General features: G+C 57.8%; 19 protein-coding genes and 2 pseudogenes. 18 read left to right on the forward strand and 3 right to left on the reverse strand.

What is annotated here, in order from left to right; genetic code table 11:
• The first annotated feature begins 1,633 nt into the window (after positions 1–1,633).
• From WM94_RS23715 to WM94_RS23770, 11 genes and pseudogenes are all read left to right on the forward strand, one after another.
• Positions 1,634–2,524 (forward strand): hypothetical protein, encoded by an 891-nt coding sequence (locus WM94_RS23715; protein WP_169739407.1) that lies wholly within the window; start codon positions 1,634–1,636, stop codon positions 2,522–2,524.
• Between the two features lie 254 nt (positions 2,525–2,778).
• Positions 2,779–2,997, forward strand: a complete 219-nt coding sequence (locus WM94_RS23720) for a hypothetical protein (protein WP_016486995.1) — start codon at positions 2,779–2,781, stop codon at positions 2,995–2,997.
• 201 nt (positions 2,998–3,198) lie between these two features.
• Entirely contained in the window at positions 3,199–3,516 is a 318-nt protein-coding gene (locus WM94_RS23725; protein ID WP_004577611.1) for a hypothetical protein, read from the forward strand.
• A gap of 253 nt (positions 3,517–3,769) precedes the next feature.
• Positions 3,770–5,332: pseudogene (locus tag WM94_RS23730) on the forward strand (DNA cytosine methyltransferase).
• A 174-nt stretch (positions 5,333–5,506) separates the two neighbouring features.
• Entirely contained in the window at positions 5,507–5,848 is a 342-nt protein-coding gene (locus WM94_RS23735) for a hypothetical protein (protein ID WP_004577610.1), read from the forward strand.
• A 198-nt stretch (positions 5,849–6,046) separates the two neighbouring features.
• A complete protein-coding gene (locus tag WM94_RS23740; RefSeq protein WP_004577609.1) occupies positions 6,047–6,388 on the forward strand; it encodes a hypothetical protein in 342 nt (113 codons plus the stop codon).
• Between the two features lie 11 nt (positions 6,389–6,399).
• Positions 6,400–6,585, forward strand: coding sequence for a hypothetical protein (locus WM94_RS23745; RefSeq protein WP_004577608.1), 186 nt, complete (start codon positions 6,400–6,402; stop codon positions 6,583–6,585).
• Positions 6,586–6,691: 106 nt separating this feature from the next.
• Positions 6,692–7,336, forward strand: coding sequence for a hypothetical protein (locus tag WM94_RS23750; protein ID WP_004577607.1), 645 nt, complete (start codon positions 6,692–6,694; stop codon positions 7,334–7,336).
• 95 nt (positions 7,337–7,431) lie between these two features.
• Complete coding sequence (locus tag WM94_RS23755; protein ID WP_004577606.1) at positions 7,432–7,665, forward strand: hypothetical protein; 234 nt, start codon at positions 7,432–7,434, stop codon at positions 7,663–7,665.
• A 160-nt stretch (positions 7,666–7,825) separates the two neighbouring features.
• Positions 7,826–8,647, forward strand: coding sequence for a hypothetical protein (locus WM94_RS23760; protein WP_231995376.1), 822 nt, complete (start codon positions 7,826–7,828; stop codon positions 8,645–8,647).
• A 479-nt stretch (positions 8,648–9,126) separates the two neighbouring features.
• On the forward strand, positions 9,127–9,975 hold the full coding sequence (locus WM94_RS23770) for a hypothetical protein (protein ID WP_004577604.1): 849 nt from the start codon (positions 9,127–9,129) through the stop codon (positions 9,973–9,975).
• Between the two features lie 176 nt (positions 9,976–10,151).
• Here WM94_RS23770 and WM94_RS23775 read toward each other — a convergent pair whose 3' ends face one another.
• The 3 genes from WM94_RS23775 to WM94_RS23785 are packed head-to-tail and all read right to left on the reverse strand — an operon-like array spanning position 10,152 to position 12,317.
• Positions 10,152–10,823 (reverse strand): PP2C family serine/threonine-protein phosphatase, encoded by a 672-nt coding sequence (locus WM94_RS23775; protein ID WP_004577603.1) that lies wholly within the window; start codon positions 10,821–10,823, stop codon positions 10,152–10,154.
• Positions 10,820–11,521 carry a hypothetical protein gene (locus WM94_RS23780; RefSeq protein WP_004577602.1) on the reverse strand — a complete coding sequence of 234 codons (702 nt, stop codon included), beginning with the start codon at positions 11,519–11,521 and terminating at the stop codon, positions 10,820–10,822. Before WM94_RS23780 ends, WM94_RS23775 begins: the two co-directional genes overlap by 4 nt.
• 1 nt (position 11,522) lies before the next feature.
• On the reverse strand, positions 11,523–12,317 hold the full coding sequence (locus tag WM94_RS23785) for a hypothetical protein (protein ID WP_024717476.1): 795 nt from the start codon (positions 12,315–12,317) through the stop codon (positions 11,523–11,525).
• 688 nt (positions 12,318–13,005) lie between these two features.
• Between WM94_RS23785 and WM94_RS29685 the strand changes: the two genes are divergently transcribed.
• The 7 genes and pseudogenes from WM94_RS29685 to WM94_RS23810 all read left to right on the forward strand — a co-directional run.
• On the forward strand, positions 13,006–13,335 hold the full coding sequence (locus WM94_RS29685; protein ID WP_080574931.1) for a hypothetical protein: 330 nt from the start codon (positions 13,006–13,008) through the stop codon (positions 13,333–13,335).
• A gap of 69 nt (positions 13,336–13,404) precedes the next feature.
• Positions 13,405–14,136 (forward strand): hypothetical protein, encoded by a 732-nt coding sequence (locus WM94_RS30930; protein WP_004577600.1) that lies wholly within the window; start codon positions 13,405–13,407, stop codon positions 14,134–14,136.
• A gap of 11 nt (positions 14,137–14,147) precedes the next feature.
• Positions 14,148–14,390, forward strand: a complete 243-nt coding sequence (locus WM94_RS23795) for a hypothetical protein (RefSeq protein WP_004577599.1) — start codon at positions 14,148–14,150, stop codon at positions 14,388–14,390.
• Positions 14,391–14,402: 12 nt separating this feature from the next.
• A complete protein-coding gene (locus WM94_RS23800; protein WP_004577598.1) occupies positions 14,403–14,918 on the forward strand; it encodes a hypothetical protein in 516 nt (171 codons plus the stop codon).
• Positions 14,919–14,936: 18 nt separating this feature from the next.
• Positions 14,937–15,389, forward strand: a complete 453-nt coding sequence (locus tag WM94_RS23805; RefSeq protein WP_016487001.1) for a hypothetical protein — start codon at positions 14,937–14,939, stop codon at positions 15,387–15,389.
• Between the two features lie 6 nt (positions 15,390–15,395).
• A complete protein-coding gene (locus tag WM94_RS30270; RefSeq protein WP_138985814.1) occupies positions 15,396–15,653 on the forward strand; it encodes a hypothetical protein in 258 nt (85 codons plus the stop codon).
• Positions 15,654–15,718: 65 nt separating this feature from the next.
• Positions 15,719–16,231 (forward strand): annotated as a pseudogene (locus WM94_RS23810) (IS5-like element ISPa16 family transposase); the annotation flags it as partial.
• Positions 16,232–16,352: the final 121 nt, after the last annotated feature.

Genomic DNA, 16,352 nt, shown 5'->3' on the forward strand with positions numbered 1-16,352 from the left:
AATGCCCCCCCTGCGTCGCTGCGCTCCGACTGCCCGGCCGGATGGCCGTGGAACAGGTGGCCAGATGGCCGTGGAATGCCTGGCCAGATGAGAGCGGACTGGGTGGCCGGATGGCGTGGAATCCGCATGTCGGGAAGGTCTGCATCCTTGTACTCCTCCTCAAACCATTTGTTCAGGGTCAGGCGGATACGGGTTAGTCCAGACTCTAAGCCCAAGCCCGTTGATAACGTGAGTCTCTCCAGGATAGGGCCAATCTGTAAGTGCTTATCTAGGTCCATGCGACGAGCAGGTCGCCAACGTGAGCGATAACCTGGCTCACCGGGGCCACATGGCACAGCTCCGGCCCGCTCTACACCTTCAGGGGCTGGCATCATCCTTGGTAGCTTCCGCTTTCCGCTGAGAGTTCTAGCCGGGCTGATGAATGAGCTTTCGTATGGCTGGGTCTCGTGTGTCCATTCCTCAACCTTTAACCTGGTCTCCAAGGCTTTGAGCTTCTTGGCCAAGCGTGAGATCAGAGTTTTCGATACCGAATGTAGGCGTGGTGTGTTGCTGGCGGAATAGACGCCCCTCCAACGTACACCTACCGTATGAAACCCGTGCTCTTCTGCCCAGTCGATTTCATCTTGGAGCAAGTGCGGGTACGGCTCATCCAGAATGACAATGCACTTTGACTCATCGTCGTACCAGTGAGAGCGGTGGTCTGCATACTCGGAGAGAACCAGGCTTGGTCCTGCCATCTCGTTAGCAGAAGGGGCTCGTAGCCCTGTCACAGCCATGAAATTAAGTGCGCGTGCGGCCCGTTGTGCCATCTTCAGGCCCTCGTACCAGTCCACTGAATCCATTCTACGTTCGAGATGGTCGTCCGCCTCCAACCGAAAACTGGACAAGTAGGTTGTCCTTTCAATTGACCGTCGGGGCAGGAGTTCCCTCAACGGGGAGGGCAGCCGGAATGAAAGGGTGGTCCGCCCTGATCGCAGGACTGGGCCATCCTGAAAGGGCTCTGGACTTTTGCCGTGCTCTTTCCAGTAGAAAGTGACAAAAGCTTGGTGTAGCTGGGCGGGTCTGCCTAGAACTGACTGGGCATGTCGCAGGTTGTGAAATCCAGCTTTATGCGCCGCTTCATCAAGAGCAGCATGATGCGGGATGCTCTCCTTTTACTTGATGAGTTTGGCTACGCGCTTGATACCCGCAAGGGTGGTAGGTCGAGTGTTTTCGGTGGCCACGAGTTCTCTCCGGCCCTACTTGTTGCAGCGTCACCCGTCCACCGCTATGCACCAGGGCCAAAGTCATGGTCCGAAGTTTGATTAGTTGGCAGTGCTGCTCGTGCAGCTTCGCGAGGACGGGTAGCGGGCGTCTGCTGGGCGCCACAGCAGATTCTAAGCTGCGTATTGAGTCTTTGACTAGACCAAACACATGAACGGATCAGATGGGCTAGTGAGTCACTTGCAGATCGTCACCGCGATCCGCCCCTCCACACGCGGATCTGACAATCTCTGATGAGATTGATTTGCATCTGTTAGCATATAGGTACGTGTGAAGAATCATTTTTGCCGTTATGATTCATTTTCAGGCGGCGGCCCTCGGTATCCCGGGGCAGCATGTAGCGATCCTCAGCGGATCCAGGGGAGGGGGCATGGCCAAACAAGATGAGATGACGAATCGATCCATCGCGATCCTGATCAACCTGTCGGCCGGCTTGGACGAAGCCGGGATTGAGTGCGGTGATGAGCGTGTACCGATCACTGCAAACTTACGCCTGGCCGCAGCTGCGGGAGCCGCAGCGTTGTCGCAGCGAGCCAAGCGGTCGACGCCATTCTCGAACCAGACGAATAGTCCACATGTGAAGTTGGTCAAGACCGCTGCTAACTGGCTCGACCAGCTGAAGGTGGTCAAAGGGTTTCATGGCGATGTCTCGGCTGCAGAGTTTCTCGGTGTCAGCCAGACCCAGTTCTCCCGCTGGCGCACCGGCAAGGATCTCTTGGACAACTATCACGCGTGGCAGATCGCTGCAGCGCTGAACGTGAACCCCATGGTGGTGATCGGCAGCGTTGGCTTCCACCACTCACGGGACACCGATCGCACCAGGTGGTTGGCCATGCTGTCGACGGTACTTGATTCAGAACTTCCTGCCGCTCCAGTGCAGCTGGCGCAGGCGCCAGCACGGGAAGCCGAGCCTGTGCAGCAGCCGGCAAAAGCAAGCCGCACTGCCAGTGGGAGCACCGAGTCGACGGCCCAGGGCAGCAAGTGGACCGATGACGAAGACCAGCGGCTCATTGCGGGATACCGGAATGGCGAAGCGATCGACACGCTTGCCACCGCACACAAGCGCACCCCGAAGGCCATCTTGCTGCGGCTCAGCAAGATGCACCGGTTGATACCGGCCGAGCAGCTCGCGAGCTTGTGTGAGCTCTACGGCGTGAACTTGAGCAGCTCTGGGAACGGGCGCAAGACCGAACAGAATAAGAGCTCCCCGCGGCCAAGAAGGGGGAAGGCCAAGGCGCATGCTCCCACTGTCTTCCTTTGAACGATCGGGCGGCTGAAGGATCAGCTGCTGGCGCTAGGAGAACAAATGTACTCTAGTCGTGCACGTGGCAGTTTGGCGGGCCCTTCTGCTACTGACTTGACCAAATGTGCCATACGAACCACCAGAAACTAACGATGGCACATTTCGAATGTGCGCCAGCCCAGCGTTTCCGCGGGAGGGATACGGGGCTGGCAACTGACACTAGCGATGGCACATTTCGGCGTCATCGGGACAACGGCTTACTGAGGTGGACTATGAGCAATACCCCACTCGCAGAAGCGCCTACCCGGCGCACACTGCTGCAGCGGCTATTCGGGGCCGGCCTGGGGCAGAACTTGATCTCGGTCTGGGTGACCGAGGTCGGTAACTACGCCTTTGGCCAGGTGGTAACCGAGACGAAGGTGAAGCTCGGGCGGTACACGCTGCTGCAGTGGAAAACGTACAGAACGCCTGAGCTCGACCGGGAGGAATAGGGAACTGCAGAGGCCCAACGGCCAAGGATCGGAGCTCGCGATAGGTGCCGACCCCTTCTTGTTCAGTGTGCACTGTGGCGCCAGGTTTCGTTATCGGCTGGTGTTGCCCATTTCGAGTTGACCAGAGAATGCGATGGGGCTGTCGACATCGCACCGATACAAGGCTGCTTTTGGCAGATATTTGCCAATGGAGATCATGGCATGCGCACACCCAACGAACAGGCGGCACCCAAACTGATGGCCAGCTCAATAGAGCTGATCAGCGATCGAGATGAGAAGTTCTCTGCTGTCGTAACCATCATGGGCAGTTACGGCAACGAGTCTTTCCGGAAGGCCTTCAAAGCACAGTACCCCGAGGACTGGGCAACGATCGAGCGAAGCTACGACTTGCCCGGTCTCAATTATGGGGAGGTAGGCCGGTGTATCGATGGTAAATGGACCTTGATTGCGATCGAGCCTTCACCAGCGGCTCTGCTGGACGCGCAATACTGCGACTATCTTAGGAACCCGCCCTTTTAGCCTGCGCTTCGTTGCACCGCGCTGAGCTCACGAACGCTACACCCAATCCGGCCATTACTGGCCGGATTTTTTTTGGCCTCCAGGGGAGAGCATAACCCACGGAGATCGTTTTGGACGAAGATAAAAGTTGCCATATAGTTTAATAAATATTGATAAAGGTTGCCCTATAGTTTAATTTTTTGGTCCGGTCCGTAGGTAAACCAGGGGAGCCAGTCTACCTGGCGGGCGCCACTCAACTCTCGTAGGACATTGCATGCTGATCAAAAAAATCCTCACCCATTTCCACTTCTGCTGCGGCTTGGGGGGGGGCGCCAAGGGCTTCAACCGGGCAAAGCCCATCGTCGGTAACGTGCAAGCTGAATGGGAGTGCTTGGGAGGCGTTGACGTTGACCCGGCCGGCCTCGCCGATTTCAAGCGATTGTCCGGTGTTGAAGGCACGCTGTTGGATCTCTTCACACGTGATCAGTAGATCCGCTTCCACGGAAAGGAGCCGCCAGCCGGATGGCGGGAGGCACTCCCAGAGGACATCCGCCGTGCGGCCCAGAACCGCCGGCCCGACACCGTTTTCATCAGCTCCCCATGCAAGGGCGCCAGCGGGTTGTTGTCGGAGAAGATGAGCCTGACCCCGAAGTACCAGGCCTTGAACGAGCTGACTCTGCGCTGTATCTGGCTGATGGCGGAGGCGTGGCGGGATGACCCTGTACCAATGCTGGTATTCGAGAATGTCCCACGCCTGGCCAATCGTGGCCGCCATCTGCTGGACCAGATCGGCGCTCTGCTAAGCCACTATGGATATGCCGTCGCCGAAACCACCCATGACTGTGGGGTCATCGGCGGATTGGCTCAAAGCCGCAAGCGATTCCTGCTGGTGGCTCGCCACGTCGAGAAGGTGCCGTCGTTCCTGTATGAGCCAGAGAAGAAGAGCCTTCGTGCTGTAGGTGACATCCTCGGTCGCATGCCTCTGGCCGGCGATATCGAGCAGGCTGGCCCTATGCACCGGGTGCCGGCTCTGCAATGGAAAACTTGGGTCCGCCTGGCCTTGGTCGAAGCCGGAAAAGACTGGCGCAGCCTGAATGATCTCGCGATCCAGGATGGTTACCTGCGCGACTTGATCATTGTTCCAGGGTACCGATCGGGATACATGGGAGTACATGGCTGGAATGACAGCATGGGCACGGTGGCTGGCCGATCGAACCCAACAAACGGAGCGTTCTCGGTTGCAGATCCGCGAGCCAAAGCTGGCGCCCTGCAGTACCAGCAGTATGGTGTTCGCCGATGGCAGGACACCAGCGGTGCCGTCATTGGAGTTAAAAGCCCAGGACAAGGCACATTCAGCGTCGCCGATCCCCGACCGGCCATGAAACGCACAAAGGGCGACGCTTACCTGACTGGCGGGCATTACGGCGTGGTGCCGTGGCAGGGCTCAGCGGGAGCCGTCTCTGCAAGCGCCAAGCATGACAACGGCCGTTGGAGCGTAGCCGATCCCCGGCTCCCAGAGGCCAACGACAGGCTCACTTGCATTATCGAGTCGCTCGACGGGACCTGGCACCGCCCCTTCACGACTCTGGAACTGGCAGCGCTGCAAAGCCTTGTCGAGCCCGAGGAGCAGTTGGAGTTGGACGGTTTGAGCGATCAGGCCTGGCGCGAGCGGATTGGCAACGCCGTTCCGCCGGCGGCGGCGGAGGCGATTGGGCATGTCATGGGCACGACATTGCTGCTGGCAGCCCAAGGGGAAACCTTCATGCTCAGCAGCATGCCCGTCTGGGTACGGCCCGTCGCGGTAGGCCTGAGCGTGTCGCAGCTGGCGACAGAATGAGGCTGATCGACCTAGGCCTACGGCTTGGGCGCCAGCTCAGCCGGTGCCCCATGCTGAAGACCCTTTAGAGACCGCCGATACAGAGCTGCCGCTGATCGGCGAAACCGATGCCGGGTGCGCCTGGCATCATCACCACGACGTGACGATCACGTCATCACGATGAGAAGCATACGAATGGATGACAGAAACAACGGCCTTTTGATTGAAGGCCTGGTGCAGGGCTCCTACGACCGCATGTTCGGCCCCGGTAAGGTGGAGGCTCGCCACCACCCGCTCACCAGCTGGGCCCAGGCAACCGTCTCTGGCAGTGAAAGCAACTTCCAGGACACCCACCGCGATCTGCTGCGGACCTTCGAAGCTGTGCAGAGCACGCTCTACAAGGAGGGTGGCAACGACGAGCTGCTTACCGACCTGTCCGCAGTCGAGAACCGCCTGACGGGCGCTACGACCGTCGATGAGCTGGGTACCGCGATCATCGAGTCAAGGCCTGTGCTTGACCGTGTGTTTGGCCGGTAAGGCAGCCGTTTGAGGCCCTGGACTGCGTTCAGGGCTTTTCACTGTGAAATGTTGAGCTTTTCTCACGGACTGATGTGAAACCGGCGATTTGAGCAAGGCTTCGCGTGGAAGAAAAAGGTTGCCATATAGTTTAATCTTTATTGCTATTTGTTGCCCTATAGTTTAACTTTTTGGCTCAGTCACTCATCAGGGCACGCCATGAGCCGCTTCAAATTTCTCGGGATCAACGACGACAAATCGCACTGCGAATGTTGCGGCAAGCAAGGCCTCAAGCGTGTGGTTTGGATCGAGGACTGCGAAACCAACGAGATACGTCACTTCGGCACAACCTGCGCCATGGCGCCAGCGAAGGGCTTCACGCTCGACCTGGAGATTAAGGCGGAGATACGCCGGCTAGATCAGGTGCAGAAGTCTCGCGTTGCCCGGGCTTACCAAACGTACCGGCAGAAGGGTGGGCGTTGCGTGGCCAATCCGGACAAGCCCGGTTACTTCATGTACGCGGACCCACAACTTTGGAACGACTGCCTGGCGGCGGCGTAGGAGGACGAATCATGACCAACACTGAGCGCCTGATTGAAGAGTTCAAGCACTGCAAGGCACATGGGGTCACTCTGCGCTTTGCAACTGGCCGCAACACCGGCAACGGCCCTTCGGTTGTCGAGGCGCTGCGCCGCCGCGGCTATACCGTGAACCGGCTGCGCAGCTCGTACTACGAAGTGCCACGCGGCCCAGCCTAATCACATCGACCCGGTTCGCCGGTCCGGTACCCGCGATAAGACAGTTTCATCACTGACCCGCTGGCGCAGTTGCTGCCAGATGTCGAACGCCTGCAGGAGGCACAGCATGAGCATCACTAAGATTACCGAATGCCGCGAGTGCGGAAGCAAGGCCCTGAGCTGGCAGACATACAACCAGAACATCAGTGATGCGCAGCACGGGCGACTGCGCACCAGCGACATTCGCTGCCAGCTGGTTCTGGGCTGTGATAATTGTTCGGAAACCCTGGCAGTAATGAGCGCCGACCACGTAGCGGCATGGCTCACCGAGCAAGGGGCGTCGCAGTCCGCTCAGAGCCAGCCTGGTGATGACACTCAAACGGCGGCCTGTGCTGGCGATGTTGAAGAGGCGCTGCTGTGGCTTGACGACTTTGTGGCGCGGTGCAATGGCGATGACCGCGGGTCCTGCTCCGCCGTCGAGACTCTGCGTACTGCCCTATCTGGCAACTCTCAGGCCCAGAAGGTCAGCGCCGTCGCCCTGCGTGAGGCGATGGAAAACCTCGCTGTGAAGGCCTCTGCTGCTGACATTCCCCCGGTAATCCTGCCAGCGTCTGTACGCCAGGTGCCACTGGTAATACTGGGCGGCGTTTGTGTGCGGGTGTCCTACGTGGGTCTCAAGTGGTACCACGACCAGCTGATCGAAGATCGCTGGGTGCCGCTGGCGGTGGACGAGTTCGATGCGCTTCTGGTCGAGGCGCTCGCGAAGGCATGAGCTGCACTTGCCCGCCTCAGTACGGCCCGCGCCGGCCTTGTCCGGTACATCCACCCAGGGCCTGACCGGCTCACACCACGATCGAGGACATCCTCATGGCTGTCGCCAAGCGCAAGCCTCGCAACAAACCGACTCAGCTGCAGGTCGGTATTCTCCTCGCCGCCGCGGACCTGTCGCGCTACATCTATGACAGAGGTGATGCAGCTGATCTGCTGCGGCGGCAGGGCCTAGCCGACGCAAATTGCTCGGCCCTGGACGAAATGGACAAGGAGCAGCTGCGGATCTTGCGCGATGACTATGGACTTAGCAGCCTACGGGGGCTGGATTGATCATCCACCTTGTTCTGTAGCAGGCCAGGTCCGCATCACGAACGATCAAACTGCGGTGCACATCTAGATCTCCCTGAACCACGCATCCCCAGCCATCGAGCTGGGTCGATGCCGTGTAAGCGCCGCGGGGTTCGCGTGCGCAGCAGGGGGAAGCAAGATCATGCCATTGACCTGGAGCGTTGCCTTTCATTCTGGAATGTCCAGTTCTCAGGACCTGCGAGCTGCGGTTGATGAGGGTGTCCCGGTAGGGGTAGTTGCAACGTTGCTGGATAGCCTGAAAATCTTTGGCACGCTTCCCCGGCACCTGAATGCAGGAGGTGCCGTGTTCATCGACTCCGGAGCCTTTTCAGCCTTCCAGAAGGGCGAGCTCGTGAGCTGGGGGAAAGTGTTTTTCACGTACGAATGCGTGCTGGCGCGGACAGACTTCCCGGGGTCTCTTAGCATCGTGGCGCCGGACATCATTGGTGACCAATCGGCAACCCTCGACTTGTGGGCTGTGCATGCAGAGCGAGTGCGCACGTGGATCACGGCCGGCGCTCGTGTGATTATTCCCTTGCAGTGTGGGGAGCTCTCCGCGGGTGTGATGCTGGCGCATGCCAAGCGTATCTTTCAAACAGATCAGTTCTGCGCGGGGATTCCATCCAATCTAGCGGCCATGAGTGCTGAGGATTGTGCAACCCTGCACCATCACGACTTTCACCTGCTGGGACGAGTGGTGATCAACGCCGAATTAGGCGATAAACTGCGCGCCCTGTTGGCCAACAATCCCGATGCCATTTACACGGCAGATGCCAACTGGCTGCGATCCCGCATCAGGCAAATCAGCCTGGCTGCAAAGGACTTGCGGCAAGCGCCACCGGACAACCCGTTTGAGTCCTCGCGAACTCGTGCAGTACGGGCGGTCCTGCGCCAAGATGCATATCACCAGAAGCAGGGCGGGCCTTCGGGCGCCCGTCACTCGGAAATGATTTATGGCACATAACACTGGAACTGCTCAGTGCTCGTACTGTGGGGCTGAGTATCGACTGGTCTCCGATTTCAAGCGCGACATGCAGAGGCTCTGCAAGGCCTGGCTCAGCCGCCACGAGCGTGCGTGTGCATGCAGAACGCCGGATCAGCGCCGGTCCTGGGCACAGAAGTATGTGGGAAAGGATTTCGCTGAGAGCAGCTTGACTGTCGACCTGGAGCATCCCGGGTTCAAAGACATCCAGCCCAGCCATGCAGGTAATGGGGCGCTCCAGCTGCCCTGAGGCCATCCGCCGGCCTGCACCGACAGGTACTCGGCTAGCGCAGGCCGGGCAAATTCGTTCTCCCTTCCATTGAAGGTGCGAGTTGGCAACCGGTCTGGCACAGTGCTGATGGGCGAAAGCTCATTCTGCCACTGGTGAAAGCAGCGCTCGAATCAGTTATCACCGCCATTGTTCCAGTGAATCCATGAGCCATCTCCAAAGGAGCTGTGAAGTGAAGCCCGTCGATCTTATGAGCAAGGCTTGGGTAGACACCTACGAAGAGATTGCTGCTAAAGCCCAGCAAGTCAGGGCCTTGCTGGTGCAGCGCAACATCAGGCTTCGGTCCGGGAGCGCGCTTTGTCAGTTGCTCAGTCAGGCCGACAAGCTGAGCCGGGCATGGGCTGACCAGGTGAAGCCGGATGACCGGGTGGTGTGGGAAGCGGCGTACGTGAATCGTCTCGCTGATGCAGTCACCAATTTGCCAGATGAACCAGGGATTCAAGAGGCGCTCAAGCGCATGGCCGGCGGAGTAATGCAGCCTCACGATCGGAGCAACTCTCACCAAGGGAAAGACGCTCTGTGGGAGCTGGTGCTGCTTTCCGACTTGAAGAACCGTGGGCTTACGGCCAAAGCTGCAGAGCCAGATATCCTGGTTGACTTCGGCATGGGCGATTACCCGATCGCATGCAAGAAGATCTGGTCAACGCTCGGGGTTGAGAAGCGTGTCAGCCATGCTGCTAGGCAGCTGGCACCGTTCAACAATGGCGGAATCATTGCCCTCAATTTGGACGATTTGGTCCCTGTCGGGAAAGTCGTGAGTGGTCCTAACAAAGCTGATGCGAGAGGCGTACTGAGCGCGTTCAATTCAGAGTTTATTGAGAGTCACAGAAACGTGCTGCAGAATGCTGTCATGGACGGCAAATGCGATGGATTTCTCATCTCGACGACTGCCTTTGCCGTGCTATGGGAAGAGGAGACTTCGGCCTATCTAGCGTCAGAAGGCACGCTGTGGCACCTGGGTGATTCGTCGCAGGAAGCCTGCGAGCGATTCCGTGCGTTTCGTAACTCGCAAGGCATTTAACCAGGGGCTTGAAGCAAAGGGCAGGGGAGGCACGCCTGTAGAGCCACGAAAATGGTGACTCTGCAGGCTCAGCAAAAGCTGCCTCAAGGTCATTCTTTGGCGATAGCCCCCATCAGTTTTCAAAGATCAGATGAGAAAGGCCTATCTGATCCACCCAATAGTTGGCTCGGCAGGACTCACATTCTCACGTCAATCCAAGTGACATCATCACTCACGACAGCAATGTCCCCAGCTGGCTCATTGATCGCAGCAGCTTGCTGCGATTCAGTGAGCTCGGCCCAGAACCCATCTGTGGCGAAGACAAAACGAGTTCCCGCCGGTGCCGGCTGGCGTAAAAAATCAGGATTCGGAGCGCGTGTTGCTCTGAGGCTGCGGGTAACCAGATTGCGTGCAGGATCCAACGCCAATTCGCGGTGCGATCTGTCGCGCTTCCAGTTTGCTTGGCAGTGTGGAGGAGTAAACCATTCGATATTGCCGTCGTTTCCAGCCATCCCACAGGCGCAATCACCCTCATAAGCAACGGTGAGTAGGCCCTGGGATGCGACACCGATCAGATAGCTGGTGGTGCCAGTCTGGTTTGTGAATAGCTGACGGTGCATATCCACCAAGATACCGTTGAGCAATTGTTGAACTTGTTCTGGGCTGGAGTCATCTGCGCCCTGAGCTACATTGCTCAGATAGGCTCTAATCACGCCTTGTGCCAAGCCTTGCGCAAGCTGACCGCTGCCTGGTTTCGAGGTGCCATCCATAATGACAAAAAGGCCTCGTGCCCCATGGATCTCGGCGGCTGCAAAGTCGTGGTTCGCTGCTCGGTCATGCCCTTTTACGGACCTAGTTTGATATCTCATGCGAGCGCGCTCAGGTCTTTCATTCGTTGATGAATGAGCTTGGCACGCCCAGGGTTGGCTCGAACAGAGCCTGAGCTCTCAACTGCATAATCGATGCCGTTAAGTTTTGCCAGAGCGCCAATACACTCGGCAACGTATTGCCTGAGCTCTTCGCCGGCTTCACGGACCTCTGCCAATAGCTCTGGGCGTCCGTCTAGGAGGATGATGATATCCTCGACGTCCTTATGGTACGGATCGCCGTTACCCCGACCACTGAAGGCTTCGAGCTTAGTTGCCAAGAAGAATGCTGGTTTGAAGATTCGAATTGCCCGACCGCTAGGTAGCTCAAATGGTACCGCTTGAGCCAGTCCCTCTACATACCAGCGGTTAGCGTAGCCGAGAATAGACGCGTCGCTTGGCATCACATCGACGATGACATCATTGAACCTGAACCGGCAGTTCACATCATCTTCCCCAGTGATCTTGAAGCCTTTCGCTGCAAGACGCACTGTAAGCTTTTCCCAGGCAGAAATGCCTGCTAGCTCGATCACCAGGTCGACATCGTCGGTGAATCGGATGTCGTCCAGCACTGCGCTATCGGTGACCAACATAGCGGTTGTGCATCCACCGACAAAGGCACACTCAGCCAAAAACTCGTCGCCCAAACCATCAGCCACAAACGAGATAAGCTCGTAGTTGTGGTCCGCATTCGATGCCATATTACTTCACCCCCATCCCTGCTTTCAGTATGTTGACAGCCACGCCACACTCCCTTGGGCCGCCAACGCGGATCGCGTCTACAAGCGCGAGGTAATGATAAAGGGTCCTATCTATTTTTACCGCTTCGGGCACCGTCTTGTAGAGGGGCTCGATTGACTGGCCTCGCTCGCTGCCCAGTGGGTCGGGCCAGACAGGTATCAGTCCGCCAGCACTTTTTAGGCTTTTCGAAAGGGCTGGCGCAGCAAAGCCGGTAGGGATGCCACGGACGATTGCACCTGGCTTTACTGGAAAAAAGTACTTCAGAGCGTGCTCGGCAACCTTCAGCAACTCACGTCGATTCACCTTTGGAAGACCGGTGTCGAAATCGCTGGTAAGAAGGCCGGCATTGCGACAACGCGCCATGGCGTTGGAGACTTCACTTTTACTGAGGCCAAGCGACGCAGAGAGCGCCCGCAAGGAATAGTTTTCGCTCCAGCTCGTTACTGGGGTCGACGGCACCACATCCGACCAGCCCTCCCATCGGTCAGAATCGCCCATCGGTGAATCGAGTTCTTGTGGCCGAAATACCGTGTCTTCGTCATTCGGCAGCAACTGAGACAGCACCTCACCTACCGGGCCGCTAACTGACGCCAACCAACGGGGCTCTGGGTTGAGAATGTTTCTCACATGCTCAGAGGTAGATTCCAATTCCATACGGCCAAACAGGTTTTCCTCTTGAGCGTGCAGGCTAGTCATTTTGAAAAGCAACAAAATGTCTTGACTCTTCATAACTGGCTTTTCTCCGCGTGTCCACATTCCATGAATCGTGGACAACATTCTCTTGGCACTAATTAAATAGTCAAGAAAATTCTTCGTTGCCAGGCTAGAGGCCGGCATCCGTGGAAGGGCTCAATGCATTCTGGTTGAGAAATTTCCTCCGCCGATCAGAAATGGTCAAAAAAATATTGACGTGCCGGAATAAAATAAATGTCATTCGTCCACATTCCATGAATCGTGGACGTTTGTTTTTTATAAGATTTCGTCTTGTCAACTATACCCTGTCGCTTGGTGCTGCTGCTGGGGTCAGCGACAAAGGGGCCTGGGGCCCATGCGTGAGCCCTGCAGAGGCCGCCTATCGGTGGCGCTAGGTTGAGTGCATGAGCGAAGAATGAGGTGCGCAGGAGCGCATCACCGCCCCCATCCTCCACGCCTCTCCATTGGCGGCCCTTTTCCTACTTAGCGGAGGAGGGCGCTTCTGCAGGAGTTCCAGTCAAAAAAAAGCCCGCGGAGGCGGGCTTGATGGTGACCGCTGGGACCTAGTTTGGAGCCCGGCCGGTCAACTATTTGTGAAGCCAGCTTTTCTGTGAAGCTACAACGCCTGCACTGCCGGCCTGAAATGATCTGCCCCCTCTTTCCTGGTCTGCCCCAGCACTCGACATGTGGTATCATCTTATTACGCATACGTGTTATGTATCGGTTTGCTTGGTATTGCTAAGGAGGGTGTGTGATCACTGGCATAGCTCTGGGTTGCGATTACCAAGGTCGGCATTTCGGTGCGTCCTATCCCGACGCGCAGTGTGTTGATGGGTTTCTTTGGGATGAGGACAGTTGCGACGAACCAGGTGGCGCCTTGCGCCATGGCGGTGACATCCCCTGCCCAAAATGTAATTCGGCTGCGCATGCTTCGTACTTCGCCACTGAAGAAGCAGGGCTCGCGCCGGCCCCAGGTCAAAACGATCGGCAGGGGGCACTGCGTCTGATCAGTAGTCACGTTTGTCGCTGGACTGTGAACTACTCCATTCCCTCTGATCCGATGAAGGAAATGACGCTGTGACACTACATCTTGTGTCCTCTTCAGCTGCTCACAACACAATATCTAGTGGTACTAAGGAAATGAGCTACCATGCCATCTGAGTCCGATTTGCTCGAAGTGCACCAGCCAATCAACCCCGACGCGACAAGCGTTGATGTGACCTGTCCGCACTGCCATACCACCGAAGAGTTCCATGCCTCGACCTGGCGACAGCAAGACCCACAGGGGCATTTTTCGTTGGCGCCGATTCGCGCCTACGGCGTGACCTGTGCAGGCTGCCGCACTGATTTCCGTTTCAAGCTCACTGCGGCGGTAAACCCTTGGCCAGCGGGCCGCACGCTCGACGTTGCGTGTCCGGCCTGCCAGCACACGGTCACGACCCAGATTGCTGTGGTCCGGCAGATGGATGGGCCTAGCAGGCCAGACACCTGCGACGCATGCGGCAATGATTTTGAGGTGTACGCCGATGGTCGCGTGATTGTGATCGAATACGAGCGATCCAAAGGCCGGCGCAATTTGCTGCTTGAAGCTATGAAGGCCGGGGGGCAGGTGATTTTTGATCCCCGTGGCGCCGAGACTGCGCCCTTCATCACCGATGTTGAAGTGCTGCTGGGGGGCGTACCCGTAGTGATCCATGCGGATGGCACAGAGCAGTTTTTGGATGATTCGGCGGAACCTGTCCATGCCTATTCGCCACGCCTAGCAGCCGATGGGCTGGAAGCGTTCTGCAAGGCAAATATCGCCAAATACGAGGCATTCAGTGCTGAGCATGGCAATGACAAGCTCATGACCGAGCGGGTTCCTATGACCCCATTCTGGTAGGGATATCGATCATGACCACCAAGCTCAGTGAGCCGATGAAAACCGTACTGATGAAGCTGGGGACCGGCTGGGGCTGGGATGACTTCGGCGTGCATGGCCCATTGTCCTACGCTGCGCGGGTGCGTACCTGCGAAGCGCTGCGAAAGCGAGGGCTGGTGTCATTCTCGCACGGTGACTACGACCTGACGGCAGCCGGCGAGGCGCTGTCCAAGCAACTTAATGACCTGGCCAAAGCCGCCCAGGTCGCGTACTAGGGAAAATGAGCCATGAACTATCTGGATCGAGCGACCGACGAAGCGGGGTATCCGGTAATGGGGTTTGAGGCCTTCTACCAGCAAGGCATTTCCTGCTTTGTATGGGGCCTACCAAAGCCATTGGTGCGTCAGGCTTTCCAGCGCGTCTGTGCCGATCAGAAAGCACAAGGCCGCGTGGTGGCGATGTGGCAGGTGCGTGCGTTCGTATACGGCCTTTCAGGGCGCTTTGAAGGCGGGCAACGTGAACGCAAAGCGCCAGCAGGGTATCAGTGGCCAACGCCACCTGATGCGTCTTGGGAGCTGATCGTGTGCATCTATCCAGGCGGCTCATTCGACCTCGATCTGTTGCACCCGGTCAGTTGCCGCTTCTGGTCAGAGGACAACGGTTTCTTCGACGTACCAACCGAAGCCCGTTCGCTGATGAATCGCGAGTGGTTTGAGTCAATGGGCTTCGATGTGATGACCATGCAACCGGCGATGCAAGTGCAGATTGCCGACTCAAAAACGCCTCACCTGAAACCGGTGTGAGATTCAAGGAAGGTCACGATGAGAACCGTTGAGAAGATGGTACGCATGCCGGTCTGCATCGGCCAGGAACCACTGGTGGGAAACTACTACACCGTCGAGTGCAAGCTTTGCGGTTGGGTCGGGAGTTCGGAAGTGCTGACCGACGATTGCCAATGCACCCAGGATGAGGGCGACCGGCTCTGCTTGGGTGATACCGACGAAATCGGCACAGACCGCTTGCTCGAAATCGTCCAGGCCATGGACCGGCGCCATGGTGAGTCGCAAAAGGCTTACCAACAGCTTATCGAGCACACCAACGAAACCGAGCAGCACCTGGACAAGGCCGCCGAGCTGCTTGAGGAAATTGTCCAGAGCGGCCAAGCCTACCGCGAGTGCACCGACAAAGGGAGCGCGACCGGCCGGCGGGTCGCGGCCGTGCTTGGCTACGTCGCCCAGTTCCAACCAGATCCGCACCCGGCCGAGCCGGATTAAATGCCCGTGACCGAGCCCCAATGGCGCGAGTTTCGCCCAAGTAGTTGGACTCGCAGTGACCTGGCCGGTGTCTCGCAACCGCACGGCGCAGACGACCAGCCCGAGGCGGCTTATTGGCTGGCTTGGGCGCCGTACATAACAGGTGATCGAAGTGACCCAGGCCATCCCGATCAGGTGATGCGCCGGCGCTTCAAAACCAAGGAAGCTGCCATGGCCCACGTCGACAAGACCTGGCCCATGGGCCGCTGGCAACTGAACTGTTAGGGAAGGTCTGAAAAAGACTTCCCGAATCTGGTGAAATACGCCGATCCCGCCAGCCGAGTTTTTCCATGAAGCAGATGACCTTCGCCGACGCCGAGTACGCCGGCAAGCGCAAGCAGACCCGTAAAGAGCTGTTCCTGATCGAGATGGATCAGGTGGTGCCGTGGAAAGGACTGATTGCCTTGATCGAGCCGCATTACCCCAAGGGCGAAGGTGGTCGGCCCGCCTATCCTCTGCTGGCCATGCTGCGTATTCACCTGATGCAGAACTGGTTTGGCTACAGTGATCCGGCAATGGAGGAAGCGCTGTACGAGACGACCATCCTGCGCCAGTTCGCCGGGTTGAGCCTGGAGCGCATTCCCGACGAAACCACCATCCTCAACTTCCGTCGCTTGCTGGAGAAACATGAACTGGCAGCCGGCATCCTCGGCGTAATCAATGGCTACCTGGGGGATCGCGGCCTGTCGCTGCGCCAGGGCACTATCGTCGATGCCACACTGATCCACGCGCCCAGCTCGACCAAGAACCAGGACGGCAAGCGCGACCCGGAAATGCACCAGAGCAAGAAAGGGAACCAGTATTGTGTGTCACGAACACAGGTCGTATGACCAGTGATGCTGTACCGAAGATGGAAGTAGGCCTTCCGAAGTCGGCTTGCAGGAGCAGGCTTCAAACCACCCGGAGCTGCTGCATCCAAAAGGT

Origin of the sequence: Pseudomonas sp. ABFPK, from assembly GCF_001586765.1 — a bacterium.
GTDB classification, from domain to species: domain Bacteria; phylum Pseudomonadota; class Gammaproteobacteria; order Pseudomonadales; family Pseudomonadaceae; genus Aquipseudomonas; species Aquipseudomonas asiatica.